Raw genomic sequence first — 23,723 nt, 5'->3', positions numbered from 1 at the left:
TCTCAGAAGCCGAAGTTCTGCGTCCACCACGGGCCGCCCTCGGCGAAGTGCGCGCCCACGCCCAGGGTCCGGTAGTCGCAGTTGAGGATGTTGGCGCGGTGGCCGGGGCTGTCCATCCAGGCGTCCATCACCGACTGGGCGTTGGCCTGGCCGCGGGCTATGTTCTCGCCGCCGAGGTTGCTGATGCCCGCCGCCTCGGCACGGTCCCAGGGGGTGTCGCCGTTGGGGCTGGTGTGGGAGAAGAAGCCCTGGTCGGCCATGGCCTCGCTGAACTCCCCGGCCAGCTCGGCCAGGGCGGGGTCGGCGGTGACCGGGCGGCAGCCGGCCTTGGCCCGCTCGATGTTGACCAGCCTCAGCACCTCCGCCTCGGCGGCCGTCTCCGCGTCGAGGGAGGAGGGGGCGCTCGGGGCCGCGGGCTTCCGGGAGGGGGACTGGCTCGGCGTCCTGGGGGCCTGGGCGGAGGGCGTCCGGGAGGTGTCGGTGCCGCCGGCCGGAGGCGTGGCGCTGCTGCGCGACGGGTCCGGCTCGGCCGGCTTCTTCGACGGTGTCGCCTCCGGCTTGGCGGAGCTGCGCGAGGGGGTGGCGCTGGGTGAGGCGCCGCGGTCGTCACCGCGGCTCGCGGCGGGCCCCTGCCCGCGGTCGTCCGGGGACGGCGTGGCGGCGCCCTGGGTCTGCAGCTCCGGCAGGCTCCCGGCGCGCACCCCGGAGGAATCGGCGGGGCCACCGATGGTGTAGTTGCCGTTCGGGCCCGGGATCAGCCCGGAGGCCACCGCCACGGCGCCCATCGCCATCGCCGCCGAGGCGCCGAGGAGCCCGGTGCGGACCGGAGCCGCGCTCCGTCTGCGGTGCGGACTGCGATGGCGTCCGCCCGCCGTGTCGGGTGCCGGGGTGACGGGGGCCGGTGCGGGAACTGGTTTGGCGCGGCGGTGGCGTCCCATCTGGTGCAGTCCTCACGTGATCGGCGTCACTTGTTTCACTCGAACGAGTGAGAATCGTTGTCGCGTGACTGTACGGCATCCATCCGGAACGGAGGTGCCGACGGAGGAAACAGCACAAAGAAGGGGCGCGTGAGGCGGCGCCGGAACGGCCCGCGTCCGGATAGCGTGCGTGCCATGGGTGCGAGGACCGACGACACGGGGGAGAAGGGGAGCGGACCGGCCGGAGGGGCGGGGGAGCCCGCGCGGATGACGGCCTGGGTGCGCGGGCAGGTGCAGGGGGTCGGTTTCCGCTGGTACACGCGGGCCAACGCGCTGCGGATCGGCGGGCTGGACGGTTTCGCCCTCAACCTCGACGACGGCCGGGTCCAGGTGGTCGCCGAGGGACCGCGGGACCGCTGCGAGCAACTGCTGGAGTGGCTTCGTACGGGTGATACGCCGGGCCGGGTGGACGGTGTGACCGAGATCTGGGGCACTCCGCGCGGGGAGTACCGGGGCTTCTCGGTCCGTTGATCGAAACCGGTTGCCTTTCCCCGTGTGACGTGCAAGGCTGCGGCTATCGGTGATCTCCAGGACCCCTGCGAGCCCTCCGGTAACTCAAGCGAGGTTGAGTGCCGTTGAGTCAAGGCCGCCGGGGCGCGCGCCGTGATCGTGTTGACCGTAAAAACTTTTGGTGAGACGCTGGAAGCCCCGCGCCCCGCAACTGTTCGGCCTTGGGAATGAAGGCGCAACAGGGACCGCGGGAGCGAATCCCTCACGACCCACCACCGTTCAGGTCGGTCACTCAGTGTGGAGGACCATCCATCATGGCAAAGGCGCTTCTCGGTTACGTCGGCGGTTCCGACCCCCGAGTCCTCGCCGAGATGCGACGGCTGCAGCAGCGTGTTCAGGACCTGGAATCCGAGCTCGTACGGATCCAGGCCGAGAACGACGCGCTGTCGGCTGCCGCCGCACGGCACAGCGACTCGCTGCTGGACAGCATGGACGTATCCAAGGCGGAGCCTGCGCTCACCTGACCGGCCTGCCGGGACAGGAAACCGCAGCGCCATACCGCTGGTGAAAAGTGCAAGGGACGCTTCGGCGTCCCTTCGTCGTTTTCGGCCCGCAGGGGTGGCGCTTACCGTGTGATGTGCCCCACCCGTTCAGCGGTGAAACTCGCTTCGGTCGTGAATCCGGCGCCTGGGAGTAAAGTCCGGAACGTGCACCTCAAGAGCCTGACCCTGCGCGGGTTCAAGTCCTTCGCCTCGGCCACGACGCTGCGGTTCGAGCCCGGCATCACCTGTGTGGTGGGTCCCAACGGCTCCGGCAAGTCCAATGTGGTGGACGCGCTTTCCTGGGTGATGGGCGAGCAGGGTGCCAAATCGCTGCGCGGCGGCAAGATGGAGGACGTCATCTTCGCCGGGACCGCCGGTCCCTCCGGCCGCCCCCCGCTCGGCCGCGCCGAGGTCTCCCTCACCATCGACAATTCCGACGGCGCGCTGCCCATCGAGTACTCCGAGGTCACCATCACGCGGATCATGTTCCGCAACGGCGGCAGCGAGTACCAGATCAACGGCGACACCTGCCGGCTGCTGGACATCCAGGAACTGCTCTCCGACTCCGGCATCGGCCGCGAGATGCACGTCATCGTCGGGCAGGGGCAGCTCGACTCCGTCCTGCACGCCGACCCGGCCGGCCGCCGCGCCTTCATCGAGGAGGCGGCCGGCGTCCTCAAGCACCGCAAGCGCAAGGAGAAGGCGCTGCGGAAACTGGACGCGATGCAGGCCAACCTCGCCCGCGTCCAGGACCTGACCGACGAGCTGCGCCGCCAGCTCAAGCCGCTGGGACGGCAGGCGGCCGTCGCCCGCCGGGCCGCGGTGATCCAGGCCGACCTGCGCGACGCCCGGCTGCGGCTCCTCGCCGACGACCTGGTCACCCTGCGTGCCGCGCTGAAGGCCGAACTCGCCGACGAGGCCGCGCTCAAGGAGCGCAAGGAGGCGGTGGAGGGCGAGCTCAGGGAGGCGCTGCGCCGCGAGGCCGAGCTGGAACAGCAGGTGAGGGACCTCACGCCGCGGCTGGAGCGGGCGCAGCAGACCTGGTACGAGCTGTCGCAGCTCGCCGAGCGGGTGCGCGGCACCGTGAGCCTGGCCGAGGCCCGGGTCAGGAGCGCCGCCGACGAGCCCGTCGAGGAGCGCCGGGGCCGCGATCCGGAGGACATGGAGCGCGAGGCCGCCCGGATCCGCGAGCAGGAGGCGGAGCTCACCGCCGCGCTGGAGGCGGCCGCCAGGGCGCTGGAGGACACCGTCGCGCACCGTGCCGAGCTGGAGCGGCGGCTGGCCGAGGAGGAGCGGCGGCTCAAGGACGCCGCCCGCGCCATCGCCGACCGCCGCGAGGGGCTCGCCCGGCTCCAGGGCCAGGTCACCGCGGCCCGCGGCCGTGCCGCCTCCGCCCAGGCCGAGATCGACCGGCTGGTCGTCGCGCGGGACGAGGCGCGGGAGCGCGCGGCGGCGGCCCAGGAGGAGTACGAGGCGCTGCGGGCCGAGGTGGAGGGCCTGGACGCGGACGACGTGGAGCTGGCCGGGGAGCACGAGGCGGCCAGGCGGGAGCTGGCCGAGGCCGAGGCGGCGCTGGCCGAGGCCCGCGAGGCGCTGACCGCGGCCGAGCGCGAACGCGCGGCGACCGCCGCCCGCCGCGACGCCCTGGCCCTGGGGCTGCGCCGCAAGGACGGCACCGGTGTGCTGCTCGGCGCCCGGGACCGGCTCACCGGCCTGCTCGGCCCGGCCGCCGGACTCCTCACCGTCGCCCCGGGCTTCGAGGTCCCGGTCGCCGCCGCCCTGGGCGCCGCGGCGGACGCCGTCGCCGTGGACGGCCCCGCCACGGCGGCCGACGCCCTGCGCCTGCTGCGCAAGCACGACGCGGGCCGCGCGGCGCTGCTCCTGGGCGGCGCGCCCGACCCGGGAACCGGCGGTGGTCGGGAGGTGCCGGACGTGCCCGGGGCGCGGTGGGCGGCGGACCTGGTGACGGGCCCGGAGGCCCTGATGCCCGCGGTGCGGCGGCTGCTGCACCGCACCGCGGTGGTCGGCACCCTCCAGGACGCGGTGGAGCTGGTGACGGCCCACCCGGAGGTGACCGCCGTCACCGCCGACGGCGACCTGCTCGGCGCCCACGTCGCGCAGGGCGGCTCCGCGGGGGCGCCGTCGCTGCTGGAGGTGCAGGCGTCGGTGGACGAGGCCGCCGCCGAACTGGCGGAGCTGGACGGCCGGTGCGAGGAGCTGACCGTCCGGCGGGACCGGGCCCGCGAGCGCCGGCGCGAGTGCGCCGCCCGGGTCGAGGAGCTGGGAGCGCGGCGCAGCGCCGCGGAGCGGGAGAAGTCGCAGGTCGCCGGACGGCTGGGGCGGCTGGGAGGACAGGCGCGGGCCGCGGCCGGCGAGGCCGAGCGCGCGGCGGCGGCCGTCGCCCGGGCCGAGGAGGCGCTGGCACGGGCGCGGGAGGAGGCCGAGGTGCTGGCCGAGCGGCTGGCGGTGGCCGAGGAGCAGCCGGGCGAGGAGGAACCGGACACCTCCGTGCGGGACCGGCTGGCGGCCGACGGCGCCAACGCCCGGCAGACGGAGATGGAGGCCCGCCTCCAGGTCCGTACGCACGAGGAGCGCGTCAAGGGGCTCGCGGGACGGGCGGACGCGCTGGACCGGGCGGCGCGCGCCGAACGCGAGGCGCGGGCGCGGGCCGAACGGCGGCGGGCCCGGCTGCGGTACGAGGCCGAGGTCGCCGCGGCCGTCGCCTCCGGCGCCCGGCAGTTGCTGGCGCACGTGGAGGTGTCGCTGGCCCGGGCCCGGGAGGAGCGGGAGGCCGCCGAGCGGGCGAAGGCCGAGCGCGAGCGGGAGCTGGTCGCGGAGCGCAACCGGGGCCGGGAGCTGAAGGAGGAGCTGGACAAGCTCACCGACTCCGTGCACCGCGGCGAGGTGCTGGGGGCCGAGAAGCGGCTGCGGATCGAGCAGTTGGAGACCAAGGCCCTGGAGGAGCTGGGCGTGGAGCCGACCGTGCTGATCCGCGAGTACGGCCCCGACCAGCCCGTGCCGCCGTCCCCGCCCGCCGAGGGCGAGAAGCTGCCCGAGGACCCCGACCACCCGCGCAACCGGCCGGTCCCGTTCGTCCGCGCCGAGCAGGAGAAGCGGCTGCGGGCGGCCGAGCGCGCCTACCAGCAGCTCGGCAAGGTCAACCCGCTGGCCCTGGAGGAGTACGCGGCGCTGGAGGAACGGCACCGGTTCCTCAGCGAGCAACTGGAGGACCTGAAGAAGACCCGGGCCGACCTCCTGCAGGTCGTCAAGGAGGTGGACGAGCGCGTCGAGCAGGTCTTCACGGAGGCCTACCACGACACGGCCCGCGAGTTCGAGGGCGTCTTCGCACGGCTCTTCCCGGGCGGGGAGGGGCGGCTGGTCCTCACCGACCCGGACGACATGCTCACCACGGGCGTGGACGTCGAGGCCCGCCCGCCGGGCAAGAAGGTCAAACGGCTGTCGCTGCTGTCGGGCGGGGAGCGCTCGCTGACGGCGGTGGCGCTGCTGGTGTCGATCTTCAAGGCGCGGCCCAGCCCGTTCTACGTCATGGACGAGGTCGAGGCGGCCCTGGACGACACCAACCTCCAGCGGCTGATCGGGATCATGAAGGAGCTGAGGGAGAACTCCCAGCTCATCGTGATCACCCACCAGAAGCGGACCATGGAGGTCGCGGACGCGCTGTACGGCGTCTCGATGCAGGGTGACGGGGTGTCAAAAGTCGTCAGTCAGCGGCTCCGCTGAGCCTTTCCGCTCCATGCTCGCTTCACATCCCAAAGGTAAGCATTCACAACTTGGCCCAGCTTTTACTGCGCCCCACCTGTTGACTTAGAAACTTGAAGGCATAGTCTCTGCAAAGTCATTTTTGCCTTCACAGGGTGGTGCTCCATGTGGCATGCCCGTGGAAGGCACAGCCCCCCACCCGGCACCGTCGCCGGGCAGCGCAGGAGTACTACACCGTGACCAGCACCGCGCAGGTGAGGCCGGACGCCCCGGACGCCCCGGGCGGACGGCGCCAGGACCTCAGGCACGTCGTCTTCATTGCCGCCTCCGCGGCGATGGGTGGTTTCCTCTTCGGCTACGACAGCTCCGTGATCAACGGCGCCGTCGAGGGCATCCGGGAACGGTTCGCCATCGGCTCGGGCGCTCTCGCCCAGGTCATCGCCGCCGCCCTGATCGGGGCGGCCGTCGGCGCCGCCACCGCCGGCCGGCTCGCCGACCGCCTCGGCCGCATCCGGGTGATGCAGATCGCGGCGGTGCTCTTCACCGTCAGCAGCGTCGGCTCCATGCTCCCCTTCACCATGTGGGACCTGGCCCTGTGGCGCGTGCTGGGAGGCGTCGCCATCGGCATGGCCTCCGTGATCGCCCCCGCCTACATCGCCGAGGTCGCCCCGGCCGCCTACCGCGGCCGGCTTGCCTCCTTCCAGCAGGCCGCGATCGTGCTGGGCATCGCCATCTCCCAGCTCGTCAACTGGGGCCTGCTGAACCTCGCCGACGGCGAGCAGCGCGGGCACCTGCTGGGCGTCGAGGCGTGGCAGCTCATGCTCGGCGTCGCGGCCGTGCCGGCCCTCCTCTACGGACTGCTGACCCTGCGCATCCCCGAGTCCCCGCGCCACCTCATCGCCCAGGGCCGGACGGACGAGGCCCGCGCGGTGCTCGCCGGTGTCGAGCCCGAGGACACCGACCTGGACGCCAAGATCGCCGAGATAGAGTCGCGGATGCACAGCGAGCACAAGCCGAGCCTGCGCGACCTGCTGGGCGGCCGGTTCGGCCTGCTGCCGATCGTCTGGGTCGGGATCGGCCTGTCGCTGTTCCAGCAGCTTGTCGGCATCAACGTGATCTTCTACTACAGCGCCTCGCTGTGGCAGTCGGTCGGCATCGACCCCGAGAGCTCGTTCCTCTACTCCTTCACGACCTCGATCATCAACATCGTCGGCACGGTGATCGCGATGCTCCTGGTGGACCGGGTCGGCCGCAAGCCGCTGGCCCTGGTCGGCTCCGCCGGCATGGCGCTCTCGCTCGGCGCCGCCGCCTGGGCGTTCTCGTACACCACCGGCACCGGCGAGGACATCTCCCTGCCCGACGCCCAGGGCGCCGTCGCCCTGGTCGCCGCGCACTGCTTCGTGCTGTTCTTCGCCCTCTCCTGGGGCGTGGTGGTCTGGGTGATGCTCGGCGAGATGTTCCCCAACCGCATCCGCGCCGCCGCCCTCGGCGTCGCCGCGGCCGCCCAGTGGGTGGCCAACTGGCTGATCACCGTCACCTTCCCCAGCCTGTCGGAGTGGAACCTGTCGGGCGCGTACGTCATCTACACCGTCTTCGCGGTGCTCTCGATCCCGTTCATCCTCAAGTGGGTGCCGGAGACCCGGGGCAAGGCGCTGGAGGAGATGGGCTGATCCCCGGCCGTCCGTCCCCCGCCACGCGTACCGCTCCGGCCCGTCCCCGGGCCGGAGCGGTACGCGCATGAGTCGGTGGCCGATACTGGACCCGTTGCGACGCCTCCACCGAGGGGGTTCTCGCTCGGCCCCGACCGGCTCTGCGACGGACAGGTCCTGCCCGTGACGCAGGTAACTCTAAAGGGAACCATGGACATCCTCATTCTCGTCGTCGTCATCGCCGTGGTCGCCGTCGCCGCGATCGGCGGACTCGTGGTCACCGGTGTCCGGAAGAAGAAGACGCCGCCGCTCGACCGCTCCGCTCCTCCGACCATCACCGCACCCCCGACCGAACCCAGGGTCGGCGAGGAGGCGGAGACCCCGCGCGACGAGCCGCGCCGCACCATCGAAGAGGTCGACCTGCCGCGGGCGGACACCGCCGCGCCCGAGGCGCCCGAGGCGCCCGCCGCACCCGGGATCGAGACGCCGGCCCCCACCGCCGGGCGGCTGGTGCGGCTGCGCGAGCGCCTGTCGCGCTCCCAGAACACCCTGGGCCGCGGCCTGCTCACCCTGCTCTCCCGCGACCACCTCGACGAGGACACCTGGGAGGAGATCGAGGACACCCTGCTCACCGCCGACGTCGGCGTCGCCCCCACCCAGGAGCTGGTGGAGCGGCTGCGCGAGCGGGTGCGGGTGCTCGGCACCCGCACCCCCGAGGAACTGCGCAGCCTGCTGCGCGAGGAACTGCTGACCCTGGTGGGCACCGACCTGGACCGCACGGTCCACACCGAGGGCGGCGTCTCCTCCGAGGGCGTGGTGCGGCCGGGCGTGGTGCTGGTCGTCGGCGTCAACGGCACCGGCAAGACCACCACCACCGGCAAGCTCGCCCGCGTCCTGGTCGCCGACGGCAAGTCGGTCGTGCTCGGCGCCGCCGACACCTTCCGCGCCGCCGCCGCCGACCAGCTCCAGACCTGGGGCGAGCGCGTGGGCGCCCGCACCGTCCGCGGGCCCGAGGGCGGCGACCCGGCGTCGGTCGCCTTCGACGCGGTCAAGGAGGGCATCGCCGCCAGCGCGGACGTCGTCCTCATCGACACCGCGGGACGGCTGCACACCAAGACCGGCCTGATGGACGAGCTGGGCAAGGTCAAGCGGGTGGTGGAGAAGCACGGGCCGGTGGACGAGGTCCTGCTGGTCCTGGACGCCACCACCGGCCAGAACGGTCTGATCCAGGCCCGCGTCTTCGCCGAGGTCGTGGACATCACCGGCATCGTGCTCACCAAGCTCGACGGCACGGCCAAGGGCGGCATCGTCATCGCGGTCCAGCGCGAGCTGAAGGTCCCGGTCAAGCTGGTGGGCCTGGGAGAGGGCGCGGACGACCTGGCCCCGTTCGAGCCGGAGGCGTTCGTGGACGCCCTGATCGGCGACTGACGGCCGCCGGCGGCGACCGGCGGCCACCGTCGGCGGCCGCCGGTCCGGGGCGGGAGCCCGGCGCGGGGCTCAGCCGCGGGGCGGCTCGCGGTGGCAGACGTACGCCAGGGTGCCCAGCAGGAGCCGGGCCTGCGGGGGACGGCCCGCCCCCTCCAGGGTGGGCGGCCGCAGCCACCGGACCGGGCCGAGCCCGCCCAGGTCGGAGGGCGGGGCGGTGATGTACGCGCCGGGGCCGAGGCCGCGCAGGTCCGGCACGGCGTCGTCCCAGCCCATCCGGTACAGCAGCTCGGGGAGCCTGGCGGCGGCCCCCGGGGCGACGAGGAACCAGATGCGGCCGTGCGGGGTGACGGCGACCGGCCCCAGCGGCAGCCCCATCCGCTCCAGCCGGCCCAGTGCCCGGCGCCCGGCCGCCTCGGGGACCTCGATGACGTCGAAGGCGCGGCCCACCGGCAGCAGCAGCGCCGCGCCGGGCACCCCCTCCCACGCCCGGGTGGCCTCGTCCAGGGTCGCGCCGGCCGGCACCCGGAGCGACTCGTCGAGGGGGTGGGCGCCGGGGGAGGGGCAGTCGGCGGCCCCGCAGGAGCACTCCGTACGGCCGCCGCCGCGCGCGGCGCGGGCGCCGGGGACGACGTCCCAGCCCCACAGGCCGGTGTACTCGGCCACGGCCGTGCACACCGGGGCGCGGTTGCGGCGCCGGGCGCCGGACCGCAGCTCCCGGAGCTCCCGAATCTCGCGGATGCTGCCGATGGTGAAGCCCATGCCCCCTCCAACGGGTCCCGTGTGCTGCTGGTTACGGAGCGGCCGCGCGGACGCGGGGAGCGACGGCGGCTGCCGGAGGGAGCACGGCGAACAGCGCGCGCCCTCTGTACGCATCGCCCCGCCCGGTCGCAGTCGCTCTGCGTCAAGTGAACCGTGGTAAGCGGGACTTGGGTTCATCCGAAGGGGTGGCGAATGGTGGCGGTTTTGCAATTTCACTCGCCACGTCAGTGATCGTAGGATTACTTTCGGTTCACACGGTGGCGGAAATCACAAGGAAGACGCCCGGCGTGTGCCCGTGCCTGAGGCACGCCGACCGACGGCGTGCGGACGGGGGGGATGCGTACGGGCCGGGATGGGGGCGTTCCAGTGGGCGGCAACGGCAACAGCGGCGGCACCGGTACCGCTGGAAAGCGCCCGAACGAACAGCTCGCGTCGTGGTTCGCGCGCAGCGGCTGGTCCAAGGGCGAGCTGGCCCGGCAGGTCAACCGCCGCGCCCGCCAGTTGGGCGCCCACCACATCAGCACCGACACCTCCCGGGTGCGCCGCTGGCTCGACGGCGAGCAGCCGCGCGAGCCGATCCCGCGCATCCTCTCCGAGCTGTTCTCCGAGCGCTTCGGCTGCGTGGTCGCCGTCGAGGACCTGGGGCTGCGCACCGGCCGCCAGACCGCCTCCGCCGGCGGCGTCGACCTGCCCTGGACGGGGCCGCAGACCGTGGCGATGATCGGCGAGTTCTCGCGCAGCGACCTGATGCTGGCCCGCCGCGGCTTCCTGGGCACCTCCCTGGCGATGGCCGCCGGGCCCGCCCTGATCGAGCCGATGCAGCGCTGGCTGGTGCCCACCCCCGCCGGGGCACCGGAGACGGACGCCCCGGCGGCGTCCGACGGGGACCGCGGCGCGCGGCGCGGCCCCCGGCTGTCCGGCCCGGAACTGGAGCTGCTGGAGCAGACCGTCGTGATGTTCCGCACCTGGGACGCCCAGTGCGGCGGCGGGCTGCGGCGCAAGGCCGTCGTGGGCCAGCTCCACGAGGTCACCGACCTGCTCCAGGACTCCTACCCCGAGCCGGTGCGGCGGCGGTTGTTCAAGGTCACCGCCGAACTGTCGGAGCTGGCGGGCTGGATGAGCTACGACATCGGGCTCCAGCCGACCGCGCAGAAGTACTTCGTCCTCGCCCTCCACGCCGCCAAGGAGGCCGGTGACCGGCCCCTGGGCTCCTACGTGCTGTCCAACATGAGCCGCCAGATGATCCACCTGGGCCGCCCCGAGGACGCGCTGGAACTGATCCACCTCGCGCAGTACGGCAGTCGGGAGGGAGCCACCCCCCGCACCCAGTCCATGCTGTATGCGATGGAGGCGCGCGCGTACGCCAACATGGGACGGCCCGACAAGTGCCACCGGGCGGTGCGGATGGCCGAGGACACCTTCGCCGAGGCCGGGCCCGGTGACGCCGACCCGGACTGGATCGCGTTCTTCTCCGAGGCCGAACTGAACGCCGAGAACGCCCACTCCTACCGCGACCTCGCCTATGTGGCGGGCCGCAGCCCCGCCTACGCCTCCCTCGCGCAGCCGGTGATGGAGAAGGCCGTGGAGCTGTTCGGCAGCGAGTGCGGGGAGGAGGGCGGCGGCCACCAGCGGTCGTACGCGCTCAACCTCGCCGGGATGGCCACCGTCCACCTGCTGCAGCGGGAGCCGGAGCAGTGCGCCGCCCTGGCCGGCCAGGCCCTGGACGTGGCCAAGCGCCTGCGCTCGGAGCGGGTCAACACCCGCATCCGCAAGACCGTGGCCTCCGCGGCCCGCGAGTTCGGGGACGTCGCCGAGGTCGTCGCCCTCACCGAGCGGCTCACCAGCGAGCTGCCGGAGAGCGGGATCGCCCTCGCCGTCTGACGGCCCCGGCGGGGCGGCCGTTGTCCGGTCGGTTCCCGGCCGTTTCGCGGTCGTCTCCAGGGCGTCGTCCGGCCGTGACGGCCGGTCCGGAGGAGGTGGGCGTCCGGACCGGCCCGTCACGGCCGGCCGGCGTGGTGCGGCACCTGCGCGAACGGGAACGGGGGAGCGGAACGGGGCGGTTCCCGCCGGGGGCGCGCGTTCATCCCGGCGTAACACGGAACGCGCCTTCGTCACGGCGGTGAAACACCGCGTGGCGCCGACCGAAACGGGACTCGGAAAACCTGTGGCTCATCCTGACCCCCAGATCCGCCCCCACGGGTCGCGACGCGAGGAGACGCCCACATTGAACGGCGCGGATACCGCTTTTGTCCTGATCAGCGCGGCGCTGGTCATGTTGATGACGCCCGGTCTGGCCCTGTTCTACGGCGGCATGGTCCGGGTCAAGAGCACCCTCAACATGCTCATGATGTCCTTCGTCTCCCTGGGCATCGTGAGCGTCCTGTGGGTGCTCTACGGCTACTCGCTCGCCTTCGGCACCGACACCGCGGGACTGATCGGCAACCTCGACCACATCGGCCTGAGCGGCATCGACGCCGGGGCGCTGACCGGCGGTGACGAGGGCATCCCGGTCCTCGCCTTCGTCCTCTTCCAGATGATGTTCGCCATCCTGACGCCCGCCCTGATGAGCGGCGCGCTGGCGGACCGGGTGAAGTTCAGCGCCTGGGCCCTGTTCATCGCCCTGTGGGCCACGGTCGTCTACTTCCCCGTCGCCCACTGGGTCTGGTCCCCGGGCGGCTGGCTGTTCGAGCTGGAGGTCATCGACTTCGCCGGCGGTACGGCCGTCCACATCAACGCCGGCATCGGCGCACTGGCCGCGGTCCTGGTGGTCGGCCGGCGGATCGGCTTCGGGAAGGAGCCGATGCGCCCGCACAACCTCCCCCTGGTGGTCCTCGGCGCCGCCCTGCTGTGGTTCGGCTGGTTCGGCTTCAACGCCGGCTCCGCGCTGGCCGCCAACGGCACCGCCGCCACCATGGCCCTGAACACGCAGGTCGCCACCGCCGCGGCCGTCCTGGGCTGGCTGGCCTACGAGCGCGTCCGCCACGGCGCCTTCACCACCCTGGGCGCCGCCTCCGGCGCCGTCGCCGGCCTGGTGGCCATCACCCCCTCCGGCGCGCACGTGGGCGCCATCGGCGCGATCGTCATCGGCCTGGTCGCCGGGGCGGTCTGCTCCTGGGCCGTCAGCCTGAAGTACAAGCTCGGCTACGACGACTCCCTGGACGTCGTCGGCGTCCACCTCGTCGGCGGCGTCGTCGGCACCCTGCTGGTCGGCTTCCTGGCCACCGGCGGCGTGGGCGGCCTCACCCAGTTCGGCAAGCAGGCCGTCGGCGCCTTCTCGGTCATGGCCTTCTCCTTCGTGGTCTCCTGGATCCTGGCCAAGCTGGTCGACGCCACCATCGGCTTCCGGGCCGACGAGGACGACGAGACCGCCGGCCTGGACCAGGCGTACCACGCCGAGACCGCGTACGACTTCAGCGCGGTGGGCGGCTCGCCCGCGTCCCGCGGCACGGCCGGGGCGGCCGGCACGACCGGCCGCCCCAACGACAGCGCGACGGTCCCGTCGCCCGACACGAAGGTGGACGCGTGAAGCTCATCACCGCAGTCATCAAGCCGCACCGGGTCGACGAGGTGAAGGAGGCGCTCCAGGCGTTCGGCGTCAAGGGCCTCACCGTCACCGAGGCCAGCGGGTACGGGCGGCAGCGCGGCCACACCGAGGTGTACCGCGGCGCGGAGTACACCGTCGACCTGGTGCCCAAGGTCCGCATCGAGGTGCTCGTCGAGGACGACGACGCCGAGCAGCTCATCGAGGTGATCGTCAAGGCCGCCCGCACCGGGAAGATCGGCGACGGCAAGGTCTGGAGCATGCCCGTCGAGACCGCCGTCCGGGTCCGGACCGGCGAACGCGGCCCGGACGCCCTGTGAACCGGCCGGAGCGGGAGGCCGCATGACCGGGACGCTCCCCCCGGACCTCCCGGCCCTCCCGGAACCCGGCGGCTACGCGGCGGCCCGGCTGCGCCTCCTCACCGAGGAGGGGCGGTCCGGGCCGTCGCGCCGCGCCGCCCTGGCCGAACTCACCGACGCCTGGCTCACCGGCCTGCTCGGCGACCCGGGGGAGGGGATCGCGCTCGTCGCCGTCGGCGGCTACGGCCGCGGGGAGCTCTCCCCGCGCAGCGACCTCGACCTGCTGCTCCTGCACACCGGGCGCTCCCTGGGAGAGGTCGCCGCCCTCGCCGACCGGGTCTGGTACCCCGTGTGGGACCTCGGGATCGCCCTCGACCACTCGGTGCGCACCCCCGACGAGGCCCGGCAGGCCGCGGCCGAGGACCTCAAGGTGCAGCTCGGCCTGCTGGACGCGCGGCACATCGCCGGCGACCCGGAACTCACCGCCGCCCTGCGCACCCGCCTGCTCGCCCAGTGGCGCGCCGACGCCCCCCGGCGGCTGGCCGGCCTGCGCGAGACGGTCGAGGCCCGCGCCCGCCGCCACGGCGAACTGCGCTTCCTCCTCGAACCCGACCTCAAGGAGGCCCGCGGCGGGCTGCGCGACGCCACCGCCCTGCGCGCCGTCGCCGCCTCCTGGCTGGCCGACGCCCCCCGCGAGGGGCTGGAGGAGGCCCGCCGCACCCTGCTCGACGTCCGCGACGCCCTCCACCTGGCCACCGGCCGGGCCACCGACCGGCTCGCCCTCCAGGACCAGGACCAGGTCGCGGACGCCCTCGCGCTGCCGGACGCCGACGCGCTGCTGCGCCGGGTGTACGAGGCGGCCCGGGTGATCTCGTACGCCGGCGACGTCACCTGGCGCGAGGTCGGCCGGGTGCTGAGCGCGCGCACCGCCCGGCCGGGCCCCCGCACGCCGCTCGCCGAGAACGTCGTGGAGCAGGACGGCGAGGCGGTGCTCGCCCGCACCGCACGCCCCGAACGCGACCCCGTCCTGCCGCTGCGCGCCGCCGCGGCCGCCGCCCGGGCCGGGGTGCCGCTCGCACGGCCCGCCGTGCGGCGGCTGGCCTCCGCCGCGCCTCCGCTGCCGGTGCCCTGGCCCGCCGAGGCCCGCGAGCAGTTCGTCACCCTGCTCGGCGCGGGCGAGGCCGCCGTGGGGGTGTGGGAGGCGCTGGAGGCCGAGGGGCTGATCACCGCGCTGCTGCCCGACTGGGAACAGGTGCGCTGCCGCCCGCAGCGCAACCCGGTGCACCGCTGGACGGTGGACCGCCACCTGATCGAGACCGCCGTCCGGGCCCGCGCGCACCTCCGCCGCGTCCGCCGCCCCGACCTGCTGCTCGTCGCCGCGCTGCTGCACGACATCGGCAAGGGACGGCCCGGCGACCACAGCGTCACGGGCGAGGCCGTCACCCGGGACCTGGCCGCCCGGATGGGCTTCGACGCCGCCGACACCGCGACGCTGGCGACCCTGGTCCGCCACCACCTGCTGCTGGTCGAGACCGCCACCCGGCGCGACCTGGACGACCCGGCCACCGTCGAGGCGGTGGCCGGGGCGGTCGGCGACACCGGCACCCTGGAACTGCTGCACGCGCTGACCGAGGCCGACGCCCTGGCCACCGGCCCCGCCGCCTGGTCGGCGTGGCGCGCCGGGCTCGTGGCCGACCTGGTCAAGCGGGTCGGCGCGGTGCTGGCGGGCGGGAACGCCGGCGCCGAGCCCTCCGCCGCCCCCCGGCCCAGCGTCGAGGCCGAACGGCTCGCCGCCGAGGCGTGGCGCACCGGCGGACCGGTGCTGGCCCTGAGCACCCGGACCGAGGCGCCCGCCGCCCCGCCGGGCGACCCCGCGGCCGGCCCGGAACCCGTCGGCGTCGAACTGCTCGTCGCGCTGCCGTCCCGCCCGTCACCCGGCCGCCGTCCCCCGGCGGGCCCCCCGGACGCGTACGCGATGGGCGTCCTGCCGGCCGTGGCCGGCGTCCTGGCCCTGCACCGGCTGACCGTCCGCGCGGCGGACCTGCGCGCCGTGGACCCCCTCGGCGAGGGCACCGTGCTGCTGCTGAACTGGCGGGTCGCCGCCGAGTACGGCTCGCTGCCGCAGGCCGCGCGGCTCCGCGCCGACCTGGTGCGCGCCCTGGAGGGCTCCCTGGACGTCCCCGCCCGGCTCGCCGAGCGCGAGGCCGCCCAGCGCGGCGCCCACCGCCGCGCCCGCCGCCCCGGCCCGGGCGCCCCGCCGCCGCGGGTGACGGTCGCCCCGGCCGGATCGCGGCTGGCGACGGTGATCGAGGTGCGCGCGCAGGACGCCCCCGGGCTGCTGTACCGCATCGGACGGGCGCTGGAGGACGCCGGGGTCACCGTGCGCAGCGCGCGCGTCGGCACGCTCGGCGGCAACGCGGTGGACGCCTTCTACGTCACCGGGCCCGGCGGCGCCCCGCTGCCGCCCGGAGAGGCCGCCGCCCTCGCCCGGGACCTGGAGCGGGCCCTGGGCGGCTGACCGCACCACGGGCGGCCGGATACCCTTGGAGGTCGACCGCCGTCACCGCCAACGCGAAGGATCCGCGACCGACGTGTTCGACACTCTCTCCGATCGCCTCACGGCGACGTTCAAGAACCTCAGGGGCAAGGGCCGTCTGAGCGAGGCGGACATCGACGCCACGGCGCGCGAAATCCGCATCGCCCTGTTGGAGGCGGACGTCGCCCTGCCCGTGGTGCGGGCCTTCATCAAGCAGGTCAAGGAGCGCGCCCTGGGCGCGGAGGTCTCCAAGGCGCTCAACCCCGCACAGCAGGTCATCAAGATCGTCAACGAGGAGCTGATCGGCATCCTCGGCGGCGAGACCCGCCGCCTGCGGTTCGCCAAGAACCCGCCGACGGTGATCATGCTCGCCGGCCTGCAGGGCGCGGGCAAGACGACCCTGGCGGGCAAGCTGGGCCGCTGGCTCAAGGGCCAGGGGCACGCCCCGCTGCTGGTCGCCTGCGACCTCCAGCGCCCCAACGCCGTCAACCAGCTCAGCGTCGTCGCCGAACGGGCGGGCGTGGGGATCTACGCGCCCGAGCCGGGCAACGGCGTCGGTGACCCGGTCAAGGTCGCCAGGGACTCGATCGAGTACGCCAGGACCAAGCAGTACGACGTGGTCATCGTCGACACCGCCGGACGCCTGGGCATCGACGAGGAGATGATGCGGCAGGCCGCCGACATCCGCGACGCGGTCAGCCCCGACGAGGTCCTCTTCGTCGTCGACGCCATGATCGGCCAGGACGCGGTCAACACCGCCGAGGCCTTCCGCGACGGCGTCGGCTTCGACGGCGTGGTGCTCTCCAAGCTCGACGGCGACGCCCGCGGCGGCGCGGCCCTGTCGATCGCGCACGTCACCGGCCGCCAGATCATGTTCGCCTCCAACGGCGAGAAGCTGGACGACTTCGACGCGTTCCACCCGGACCGCATGGCGTCCCGCATCCTGGGCATGGGCGACGTCCTCAGCCTCATCGAGAAGGCCGAGCAGACCTTCAGCCGGCAAGAGGCCGAGAAGATGGCCGCCAAGCTGGCCAAGGGGCCCAAGGAGTTCACGCTCGACGACTTCCTGTCCCAGATGGAGCAGGTCCGCAAGATGGGCTCCATCTCCAAGCTGCTGGGGATGATGCCCGGCATGGGGCAGTTGCGGGACCAGATCAACAGCATCGACGAGCGCGACGTGGACCGCACCGCCGCGATCATCAAGTCGATGACCCCGGCCGAGCGCAACGACCCCACGATCATCAACGGCTCGCGGCGGGCGCGCATCGCCCGCGGCTCGGGCGTGGACGTCAGCGCGGTGAAGAACCTCGTGGAGCGCTTCTTCGAGGCCCGCAAGATGATGTCCAGGATGGCCCAGGGCGGCATGCCGGGAATGCCCGGGATGCCGGGCATGCCGGGGATGGGCGGCCCGCGGAAGAAGGGCAAGCCGCAGAAGAAGGCCAAGGGCAAGCAGCGCTCGGGCAACCCGATGAAGCGCAAGGCCGAGGAGCAGGCCCTGGCCCAGCGCCGCGCCGCCGGGCAGGCGGGCGCCTTCGGACTGCCCGGAGCGGGGCAGGGACCGGAGGACTTCGAGCTGCCCCAGGAGTTCAAGGACCTGCTCCCGCCGAAGTGACGTCCCGGCGCCCCGGCCGGACGAACCGGCCGGGGCGGCCCGCCGGACCGGTCCGCCGCGGCGCGTCCGTCACGTCATGGCGACGACGTAGCGGAACAGGTTCTGCATCCACACCGTGCCGTCGGGCCGCACATGGGGGCGCAGCGCCTCCGTCAGCTCCTTGGTGACCTGCACCGCGTCCGTCGCCCGGACGGCCGCGTCGTACAGCCCGGTCGACAGCAGCCCCCGTACCGCGCTGTCCAGGTCGGCGTAGCCGAAGGGGCACGCCACCCGCCCGGAGCCGTCCGGCCGCAGCCCGGCCCGCCGGGCCAGGTCCTCCAGGTCGTCCCGGCCGCCCGGCCGCCAGCACCGGCCCGCCGCCCGCTGCGGCTCGGCCAGCCGCTCGGCCACCCGCAGCGCGGGGGCGGCGGCGCAGCGCTCGGCCGGTCCCCAGCCGGCCAGCACCACCGGCGTGTCCCGCTCGGTCGCCTCGGCCACGCGGGCGAGCACGGCGGCGTCGGGCAGGGTGTCGAAGGCGGTCACCAGATTGGGCGGCGGGCCCTCGCGCAGCGCCGCCGGGTCCGGTCCGCCGTCCGGCCCGCAGGGCAGCACCCGCGCGGTCCAGTGCCGCGCGCCCCACTGCGGCTCCGGCAGCAGCCGCTGCCGGGCCAGTTCCAGGCGTGCTTCGTCGGTGTCCGTTCCCGTGACGGTGGCGCCGCGGGCCGCGGCCAGCACCAGGGCCAGCCCCGAACCGCAGCCGAGGCCCAGGACGTGCGTGTGCCGCCCGACCTCGAACCGCTCGTAGACCGCCTCGTAGAGCGGAACCAGCATCCGTTCCTGAATCTCCGCCCAGTCACGGGCGGGCCGCGGGAGGTGCCGCTGTGCGAGCGTCGTTGCCATCGCAACATCCCCATTCCGGTGGAAGGATCGCCGGGTGTCCGGCCGCCGTCTCGTCCCCCGAGAGCTCCCTGTCCCCGAAAGCCAGGGAACTGCGCATCTGTCCCCGAGTCCAGAGGGTGCGCCGGGGCGTTTCGCCCGCGCCTCCCGCGCGCACTCCTACGGTGCCCCGACAACCTGATTCACGCATCCGCAGCAGGGCGCCGTAACATGCCCGTCATGGCAAAGGCTCCCGTGCTCACCCCCCAGGCGGACGACTTCCCGCGCTGGTACCAGGACGTGATCAACAAGGCCGAACTGGCCGACAACGGACCGGTGCGCGGCACCATGGTCATCCGGCCGTACGGGTACGGCCTCTGGGAGCGGATGCAGCGGGAGATGGACGCCCGCATCAAGGCCCAGGGCGTGGAGAACGCCTACTTCCCCCTGTTCATCCCGCAGTCCTACCTGACCAAGGAAGCCGAGCACGTCGAGGGCTTCGCCCCCGAGCTGGCGGTGGTCACGCACGGCGGCGGCAAGGAGCTGGAGGAGCCGGTCGTGGTCCGGCCGACCTCCGAGACGATCATCAACGACTACTTCTCCAAGTGGGTGCAGAGCTACCGCGACCTGCCCCTGCTGATCAACCAGTGGGCCAACGTGGTGCGCTGGGAAATGCGTCCGCGGCTGTTCCTGCGGACGAGTGAGTTCCTGTGGCAGGAGGGGCACACCGCCCACGCCACCTACGAGGAGGCGCGGGACTTCGCGGCCCGCATCCACCGGCACGTCTACGCCGAGTTCATGGAGAACGTCCTGGCCATGGACGTCGTACTGGGCCGCAAGACCCCCAAGGAGCGCTTCGCGGGCGCCATCAACACCCTCACCCTGGAGGGCATGATGGGCGACGGCAAGGCCCTCCAGATGGGCACCAGCCACGAGCTGGGCCAGAACTTCGCCAAGGCGTTCGACACCCGGTACCTCTCCAAGGAGGGTGAGCGGGAGTACGTCTGGCAGACCTCCTGGGGCTCGACCACCCGGATGATCGGCGCCCTGGTGATGATGCACGGCGACGACAACGGCCTGCGCGTCCCGCCGCGCCTGGCGCCGGTCCAGGTCGTCGTCCTGGCGATCAAGGGCGACGACGCGGTGCTGGCGAAGGTCCGCGAGATCGGTGACCGGCTCACGGCGGCCGGGCTCCGGGTGCGGGTGGACGACCGCACCGACACCCCCTTCGGCCGCCGCGCGGTGGACTGGGAGCTCAAGGGCGTGCCGCTGCGCATCGAGATCGGTCCCCGCGACCTGGAGAACGGCACCGCGATGCTGGCCCGCCGGATCCCCGGCGGCAAGGAGTCCGTGGCGGTCGACGCCCTCGTCGAGCTGTGCCCCAAGGCGCTGGAGGAGGACCAGGCGCTGCTGCTGCGGCAGTCCCGCGAGCGCCGCGAGGCCCGTACCGCGGACGTGCGGACCGTGGCGGAGGCGGCCGAGGCCGCCACCGCCGGCGGCTGGGCCCGCATCCCGTGGGCCGACCTCGGCCCCGAGGGCGAGGCGAAGCTCGCCGAGCAGGCCGTCTCGGTGCGGTGCCTGGTGGGCGAGGACGGGTCGGTGCCGGAGTCCGACGACGCCCCGGGTACCTTGGCCGTGGTCGCCCGCGCCTACTGAGACACCCCGCCCGCCGAGACACCTACTGACGGGTCGGTGCGTCCCGGCTTGGGACGGGTAGGACGGATCCTTCTGGATTACGGTGCACCCGCCCTCGTCGGGGCGCATCGACCCCGAACTGACTGGTACGTGCAAATTATTTGGGATGCCCCGTAATCGGAACACCGGGACACTCTGGCTCGTTGTTCACGACGTGAGCACGACACCACCTGTTCTTGCCGCCGAACTGGCGCTCGCGTGGGCCGACATTCAACGGCACCACCCGGAGCTGCCCGACCTGGCCGCGCCCGAATCGCTGATCGGGGAGTCGTCGTCCGCCTGCGGCGCCGAACTCTCCTTCGAAAGGCTGCTGCACGAGGCAGTCCACGGGATCGCCGCCGCGCGCGGAGTCCGGGACACCTCGCGTGCCGGCCGCTACCACAACCGCCGCTTCCTGGCGATCGCCGAGGAGCTGGGCCTGGAGCACTCCGACGAGCCGCACCCCAGCAGCGGCTTCTCGCTGGTCGTCATGAAGCCCGAGACCAGGAAGCGCTACCGGCCCACCATCGAACGCCTGCAGCGCGCCCTGCGCGCCCACAGCGCCGCCACCGCCACCGACACCTCCCGTACCTTCCGCGGGCCCGCCGCGCGGCACGGTTCGTCGGGCGGTGGCGTACGGGTCAAGGCGGTCTGCGACTGCGGGCGCAACGTCCGCGTCGTCCCGTCCGTGCTGGCCCAGGCGCCGATCATGTGCGGGGCCTGCGGCCAGCCGTTCCGCATCCCGGAGGCGGTCGCGGTGGGATGAGCGACGGCACCGGCCGGAGGCCAGGGGGCAGCAGGGGGGAGACCGGCTGCCCCGGCGAGGTGTGGCACAATGGGCGGCTGTACTCGACAGCCGCACAGGACCCCTCTCTCCTCCGGCTGACGCGTCCATCGGACACTCGGGTACCACCACCCCACGTGGCATCCCGCCGTGTCCCACCACGCCAAGACCAGGAGACACCACAGCCGTGGCAGTCAAGATCAAGCTGAAGCGAATGGGCAAGATCCGTTCGCCTCACTACCGCATCATCGTTGCCGACTCCCGTACGCGTCGTGACGGCCGGGCCATCGAGGAGATCGGTCTGTACCACCCGGTGCAGAACCCCTCGCGCATCGAGGTCGACTCGGAGCGCGTCCAGTACTGGCTGGGCGTCGGCGCACAGCCGACCGAGCCGGTCCTGGCCCTCCTGAAGGTCACCGGCGACTGGCAGAAGTTCAAGGGTCTGCCGGCCCCGGAGCCGATGAAGCTCCCCGAGCCCAAGGCCGACAAGCGCGCCCTGTTCGAGGCCGCCGCCAAGGAGTCCGCGGACGAGCCCAAGGGTGAGGCCATCACCCCGAAGGCGAAGAAGGCCGACAAGAAGGCGGACGAGGCCGAGTCCGGCGCCGCCGAGTCGACCGAGGCGTGACCATGCTGGAGGAGGCCCTCGACCACCTGGTGAGGGGCATCGTCGACCACCCCGACGAAGTGCAGGTCGCCGCCCGCAACCTGCGTCGCGGGCGCGTGCTGGAGGTCCGGGTCCACCCCGACGACCTCGGCAAGGTGATCGGCCGCAACGGCCGGACCGCACGCGCGCTGCGCACCGTCGTGGGAGCCCTCGGTGGCCGGGGCGTCCGCGTCGACCTCGTGGACGTGGACCAGGTCCGCTGAGGGCCGCGGCAGACAACAGCAAGAGCACCGGCACGGGCCGGGAGCGGCGCCGCCGCTCCCGGCCCGTGCCGGTGACCGAGGGAACCTGGAGTTACGAGCAGTGCAGCTGGTAGTCGCACGCATCGGCCGTGCCCACGGCATCAAGGGCGAGGTCACGGTGGAGGTGCGGACGGACGAGCCCGAGGTGCGGCTGGCTCCGGGAGCGGTCCTGGCCACCGACCCCGCCTCCGCCGGCCCGCTGACCATCGCGAGCGGCCGCGTCCACAGCGGGCGGCTGCTGCTGCGCTTCGAGGGCGTGAACGACCGCACCGCCGCCGAGGCGCTGCGGAACACCCTGCTGATCGCCGAGGTGGACCCGGAGGAACGGCCCGAGGACCCCGACGAGTACTACGACCACCAGCTCGTCGACCTCGACGTCGTCACCCGCGACGGAACGGTTGTCGGCCGGATCGAGGAGATCGCCCACCTGCCGTACCAGGACCTGCTCGTGGTGCGGAAGACCGACGGCGGCGAGGTGCTCGTCCCCTTCGTCGGCGAGATCGTGCCGGAGATCGACCTGGCCGGACAGCGGGCGGTCATCGACCCGCCGCCGGGCCTCCTCGACGACCGGGCCGAGATCGCCGGCCCCCGCGTCGGCGGCGAGGGCCGGAGCGGCGGCCGGAACGGGAACGACGGCGGGAACGACGGCGGGAAAGAGGCCTGATGCGGCTCGACATCGTCACGATCTTCCCCGAGTACCTGGAACCGCTGAACGTCTCCCTCGTCGGCAAGGCACGCGCCCGCGGCCTGCTCGACGTACGCGTCCACGACCTGCGGCAGTGGACGCACGACCGGCACAACACCGTCGACGACACCCCCTACGGCGGCGGCCCCGGCATGGTGATGAAGCCCGAGCCGTGGGGCGAGGCGCTGGATGCGATCATCGCCTCGGGCGAGGGCGAACCGACCCTCGTCGTCCCCACGCCCAGCGGCCGGCCGTTCACCCAGGAGACGGCCGTCGACCTGGCGGACAGGCCCTGGCTGGTCTTCACCCCCGCCCGCTACGAGGGCATCGACCGCCGCGTCATCGACGAATACGGCGAACGCCTTGAGGTGCGCGAACTCTCCATCGGCGACTACGTCCTGGCCGGCGGCGAGGCACCCGTCCTGGTCATGGTCGAGGCCGTCGCCCGGCTGCTGCCCGGTGTCCTGGGCAACGCCGAGTCCCACCGCGACGACTCCTTCGCCCCCGGCGCCATGGCCGACCTCCTCGAAGGCCCCGTCTACACCAAACCCCCGCTGTGGCGCGGCCGGGGCATCCCCGAGGTGCTGCTCAGCGGCCACCACGGGCGGATCGCCCGCTGGCGCCGCGACCAGGCCTTCCGCCGCACCGCGCAGTACCGGCCCGACCTCATCGAGCGCTGCGACCCCGCGGCCATGGACGCCGACGACCGCAAGGTCCTGGCGGAACTGGGCTGGACCGAGCGCCCGGACGGCCGATTTGGGCGCACCGCCGAAGACGTGGAAGAATAGGCCGCTGCCTCACGCCCGGCGCGCGACCCTGCCACAGGGGGACCGACGCCCGTCCGGCGCGGTGGCTCTCCGAAGACCCACTCAACGAACGTTCCGCCGATGACCTGTGGCATCGGCGAGGAAAGCAGACCGTCATGCACCTGCTCGACAGCGTCGACGCCGCCTCCCTGCGCAGCGACATCCCCAAGTTCCGCCCCGGCGACACCGTCAACGTCCACGTGCGCGTCATCGAGGGCAACCGCTCCCGCGTGCAGCAGTTCAAGGGCGTCGTCATCCGCCGCCAGGGCTCGGGCGTCCGCGAGACCTTCACCGTCCGCAAGGTCAGCTTCGGCGTCGGCGTGGAGCGCACGTTCCCGCTGCACACGCCGATCATCGACCGGATCGAGGTCGTAACCCGCGGTGACGTCCGCCGGGCGAAGCTGTACTACCTGCGCTCGCTGCGCGGCAAGGCCGCCAAGATCAAGGAGAAGCGCGACAGCATCCCGGCGCGCTGAGCCGGCCGGCGTCCGGCCGCCTCG

General features: G+C 73.5%; 20 protein-coding genes. 17 read left to right on the top strand and 3 right to left on the bottom strand.

The genetic code is table 11. The features are described 5' to 3' along the window. Nucleotides 1-2: 2 nt before the first annotated feature. The gene (locus tag VE546_RS24730) at nucleotides 3-938 is read right to left on the bottom strand and encodes a CAP domain-containing protein (protein ID WP_324926044.1); all 936 of its coding nucleotides are present in this window, start codon (nucleotides 936-938) and stop codon (nucleotides 3-5) included. A 246-nt stretch (nucleotides 939-1,184) separates the two neighbouring features. On the opposite strand from VE546_RS24730, the gene VE546_RS24725 reads away from it, so the two are divergent. From VE546_RS24725 to ftsY, 5 genes are all read left to right on the top strand, one after another. Then, nucleotides 1,185-1,448: an acylphosphatase gene (locus tag VE546_RS24725; RefSeq protein ID WP_324926046.1), complete on the top strand. Its 264-nt coding sequence runs from the start codon at nucleotides 1,185-1,187 to the stop codon at nucleotides 1,446-1,448. Between the two features lie 293 nt (nucleotides 1,449-1,741). Then, entirely contained in the window at nucleotides 1,742-1,951 is a 210-nt protein-coding gene (locus VE546_RS24720; protein WP_324926042.1) for a hypothetical protein, read from the top strand. 183 nt (nucleotides 1,952-2,134) lie between these two features. After that, nucleotides 2,135-5,710: a chromosome segregation protein SMC gene (smc, locus tag VE546_RS24715; RefSeq protein WP_324926040.1), complete on the top strand. Its 3,576-nt coding sequence runs from the start codon at nucleotides 2,135-2,137 to the stop codon at nucleotides 5,708-5,710. Nucleotides 5,711-5,925: 215 nt separating this feature from the next. Further along, nucleotides 5,926-7,359, top strand: coding sequence for a sugar porter family MFS transporter (locus tag VE546_RS24710; protein WP_324926037.1), 1,434 nt, complete (start codon nucleotides 5,926-5,928; stop codon nucleotides 7,357-7,359). A gap of 189 nt (nucleotides 7,360-7,548) precedes the next feature. Next, nucleotides 7,549-8,766 carry a signal recognition particle-docking protein FtsY gene (gene ftsY / locus VE546_RS24705; RefSeq protein WP_324926035.1) on the top strand — a complete coding sequence of 406 codons (1,218 nt, stop codon included), beginning with the start codon at nucleotides 7,549-7,551 and terminating at the stop codon, nucleotides 8,764-8,766. Between the two features lie 69 nt (nucleotides 8,767-8,835). Here the strand turns inward: ftsY and VE546_RS24700 are convergent, their stop codons facing one another. Then, the gene (locus VE546_RS24700; protein WP_324926033.1) at nucleotides 8,836-9,525 is read right to left on the bottom strand and encodes a bifunctional DNA primase/polymerase; all 690 of its coding nucleotides are present in this window, start codon (nucleotides 9,523-9,525) and stop codon (nucleotides 8,836-8,838) included. 336 nt (nucleotides 9,526-9,861) lie between these two features. On the opposite strand from VE546_RS24700, the gene VE546_RS24695 reads away from it, so the two are divergent. From VE546_RS24695 to ffh, 5 genes are all read left to right on the top strand, one after another. Then, nucleotides 9,862-11,406: a hypothetical protein gene (locus VE546_RS24695; protein ID WP_324926031.1), complete on the top strand. Its 1,545-nt coding sequence runs from the start codon at nucleotides 9,862-9,864 to the stop codon at nucleotides 11,404-11,406. 343 nt (nucleotides 11,407-11,749) lie between these two features. Continuing rightward, a complete protein-coding gene (locus VE546_RS24690) occupies nucleotides 11,750-13,051 on the top strand; it encodes an ammonium transporter (RefSeq protein ID WP_324926029.1) in 1,302 nt (433 codons plus the stop codon). Further along, nucleotides 13,048-13,386: a P-II family nitrogen regulator gene (locus VE546_RS24685; protein ID WP_324926027.1), complete on the top strand. Its 339-nt coding sequence runs from the start codon at nucleotides 13,048-13,050 to the stop codon at nucleotides 13,384-13,386. Before VE546_RS24690 ends, VE546_RS24685 begins: the two co-directional genes overlap by 4 nt. A gap of 22 nt (nucleotides 13,387-13,408) precedes the next feature. Beyond that, the gene (locus VE546_RS24680) at nucleotides 13,409-15,883 is read left to right on the top strand and encodes a [protein-PII] uridylyltransferase (protein ID WP_324926025.1); all 2,475 of its coding nucleotides are present in this window, start codon (nucleotides 13,409-13,411) and stop codon (nucleotides 15,881-15,883) included. 73 nt (nucleotides 15,884-15,956) lie between these two features. Continuing rightward, a complete protein-coding gene (gene ffh, locus VE546_RS24675) occupies nucleotides 15,957-17,513 on the top strand; it encodes a signal recognition particle protein (RefSeq protein ID WP_324926023.1) in 1,557 nt (518 codons plus the stop codon). Nucleotides 17,514-17,582: 69 nt separating this feature from the next. On the opposite strand, the gene VE546_RS24670 is transcribed toward ffh, so the two are convergent. Then, the gene (locus tag VE546_RS24670) at nucleotides 17,583-18,392 is read right to left on the bottom strand and encodes a methyltransferase domain-containing protein (protein WP_324926021.1); all 810 of its coding nucleotides are present in this window, start codon (nucleotides 18,390-18,392) and stop codon (nucleotides 17,583-17,585) included. Between the two features lie 216 nt (nucleotides 18,393-18,608). Here VE546_RS24670 and proS point away from each other — a divergent pair, with 216 nt between their 5' ends. The 7 genes from proS to rplS all read left to right on the top strand — a co-directional run bounded on the left by proS (nucleotide 18,609) and on the right by rplS (nucleotide 23,699). After that, entirely contained in the window at nucleotides 18,609-20,024 is a 1,416-nt protein-coding gene (gene proS, locus VE546_RS24665; protein ID WP_324926019.1) for a proline--tRNA ligase, read from the top strand. 145 nt (nucleotides 20,025-20,169) lie between these two features. Next, entirely contained in the window at nucleotides 20,170-20,808 is a 639-nt protein-coding gene (locus tag VE546_RS24660; RefSeq protein WP_324926017.1) for a hypothetical protein, read from the top strand. 205 nt (nucleotides 20,809-21,013) lie between these two features. Further along, a complete protein-coding gene (rpsP, locus tag VE546_RS24655) occupies nucleotides 21,014-21,451 on the top strand; it encodes a 30S ribosomal protein S16 (protein ID WP_324926015.1) in 438 nt (145 codons plus the stop codon). Nucleotides 21,452-21,453: 2 nt separating this feature from the next. Next, on the top strand, nucleotides 21,454-21,693 hold the full coding sequence (locus tag VE546_RS24650; RefSeq protein WP_324926013.1) for an RNA-binding protein: 240 nt from the start codon (nucleotides 21,454-21,456) through the stop codon (nucleotides 21,691-21,693). Nucleotides 21,694-21,793: 100 nt separating this feature from the next. Next, the gene (gene rimM / locus VE546_RS24645) at nucleotides 21,794-22,396 is read left to right on the top strand and encodes a ribosome maturation factor RimM (RefSeq protein ID WP_324926011.1); all 603 of its coding nucleotides are present in this window, start codon (nucleotides 21,794-21,796) and stop codon (nucleotides 22,394-22,396) included. Then, nucleotides 22,396-23,205: a tRNA (guanosine(37)-N1)-methyltransferase TrmD gene (gene trmD, locus VE546_RS24640; protein WP_324926009.1), complete on the top strand. Its 810-nt coding sequence runs from the start codon at nucleotides 22,396-22,398 to the stop codon at nucleotides 23,203-23,205. The genes rimM and trmD overlap by 1 nt, the downstream gene beginning before the upstream one ends. Before the next feature lie 134 nt (nucleotides 23,206-23,339). Next, nucleotides 23,340-23,699 (top strand): 50S ribosomal protein L19, encoded by a 360-nt coding sequence (gene rplS / locus VE546_RS24635; RefSeq protein ID WP_324926007.1) that lies wholly within the window; start codon nucleotides 23,340-23,342, stop codon nucleotides 23,697-23,699. The last annotated feature ends 24 nt before the right edge of the window (nucleotides 23,700-23,723 follow it).

Origin of the sequence: Streptomyces sp. (assembly GCF_035644915.1) — a bacterium.
GTDB lineage: Bacteria > Actinomycetota > Actinomycetes > Streptomycetales > Streptomycetaceae > Streptomyces.
Note: the sequence above shows the minus strand (reverse complement) of the source record. Positions and strands in the feature narration are given on the sequence as shown.

Excerpts from the sequence above, each read along its gene's own strand:
- VE546_RS24730 (WP_324926044.1), bottom strand. The coding sequence starts at position 938 with ATGGGACGCCACCGCCGCGCCAAACCAGTTCCCGCACCGGCCCCCGTC.
- VE546_RS24725 (WP_324926046.1), top strand. The coding sequence starts at position 1,185 with ATGACGGCCTGGGTGCGCGGGCAGGTGCAGGGGGTCGGTTTCCGCTGG.
- VE546_RS24720 (WP_324926042.1), top strand. The coding sequence starts at position 1,742 with ATGGCAAAGGCGCTTCTCGGTTACGTCGGCGGTTCCGACCCCCGAGTC.
- ftsY (WP_324926035.1), top strand. The coding sequence starts at position 7,549 with ATGGACATCCTCATTCTCGTCGTCGTCATCGCCGTGGTCGCCGTCGCC.
- VE546_RS24700 (WP_324926033.1), bottom strand. The coding sequence starts at position 9,525 with ATGGGCTTCACCATCGGCAGCATCCGCGAGATTCGGGAGCTCCGGGAG.
- VE546_RS24695 (WP_324926031.1), top strand. The coding sequence starts at position 9,862 with ATGCGTACGGGCCGGGATGGGGGCGTTCCAGTGGGCGGCAACGGCAAC.
- VE546_RS24680 (WP_324926025.1), top strand. The coding sequence starts at position 13,409 with ATGACCGGGACGCTCCCCCCGGACCTCCCGGCCCTCCCGGAACCCGGC.
- VE546_RS24670 (WP_324926021.1), bottom strand. The coding sequence starts at position 18,392 with ATGGCAACGACGCTCGCACAGCGGCACCTCCCGCGGCCCGCCCGTGAC.
- proS (WP_324926019.1), top strand. The coding sequence starts at position 18,609 with ATGGCAAAGGCTCCCGTGCTCACCCCCCAGGCGGACGACTTCCCGCGC.
- VE546_RS24660 (WP_324926017.1), top strand. The coding sequence starts at position 20,170 with ATGCCCCGTAATCGGAACACCGGGACACTCTGGCTCGTTGTTCACGAC.
- VE546_RS24650 (WP_324926013.1), top strand. The coding sequence starts at position 21,454 with ATGCTGGAGGAGGCCCTCGACCACCTGGTGAGGGGCATCGTCGACCAC.
- trmD (WP_324926009.1), top strand. The coding sequence starts at position 22,396 with ATGCGGCTCGACATCGTCACGATCTTCCCCGAGTACCTGGAACCGCTG.
- rplS (WP_324926007.1), top strand. The coding sequence starts at position 23,340 with ATGCACCTGCTCGACAGCGTCGACGCCGCCTCCCTGCGCAGCGACATC.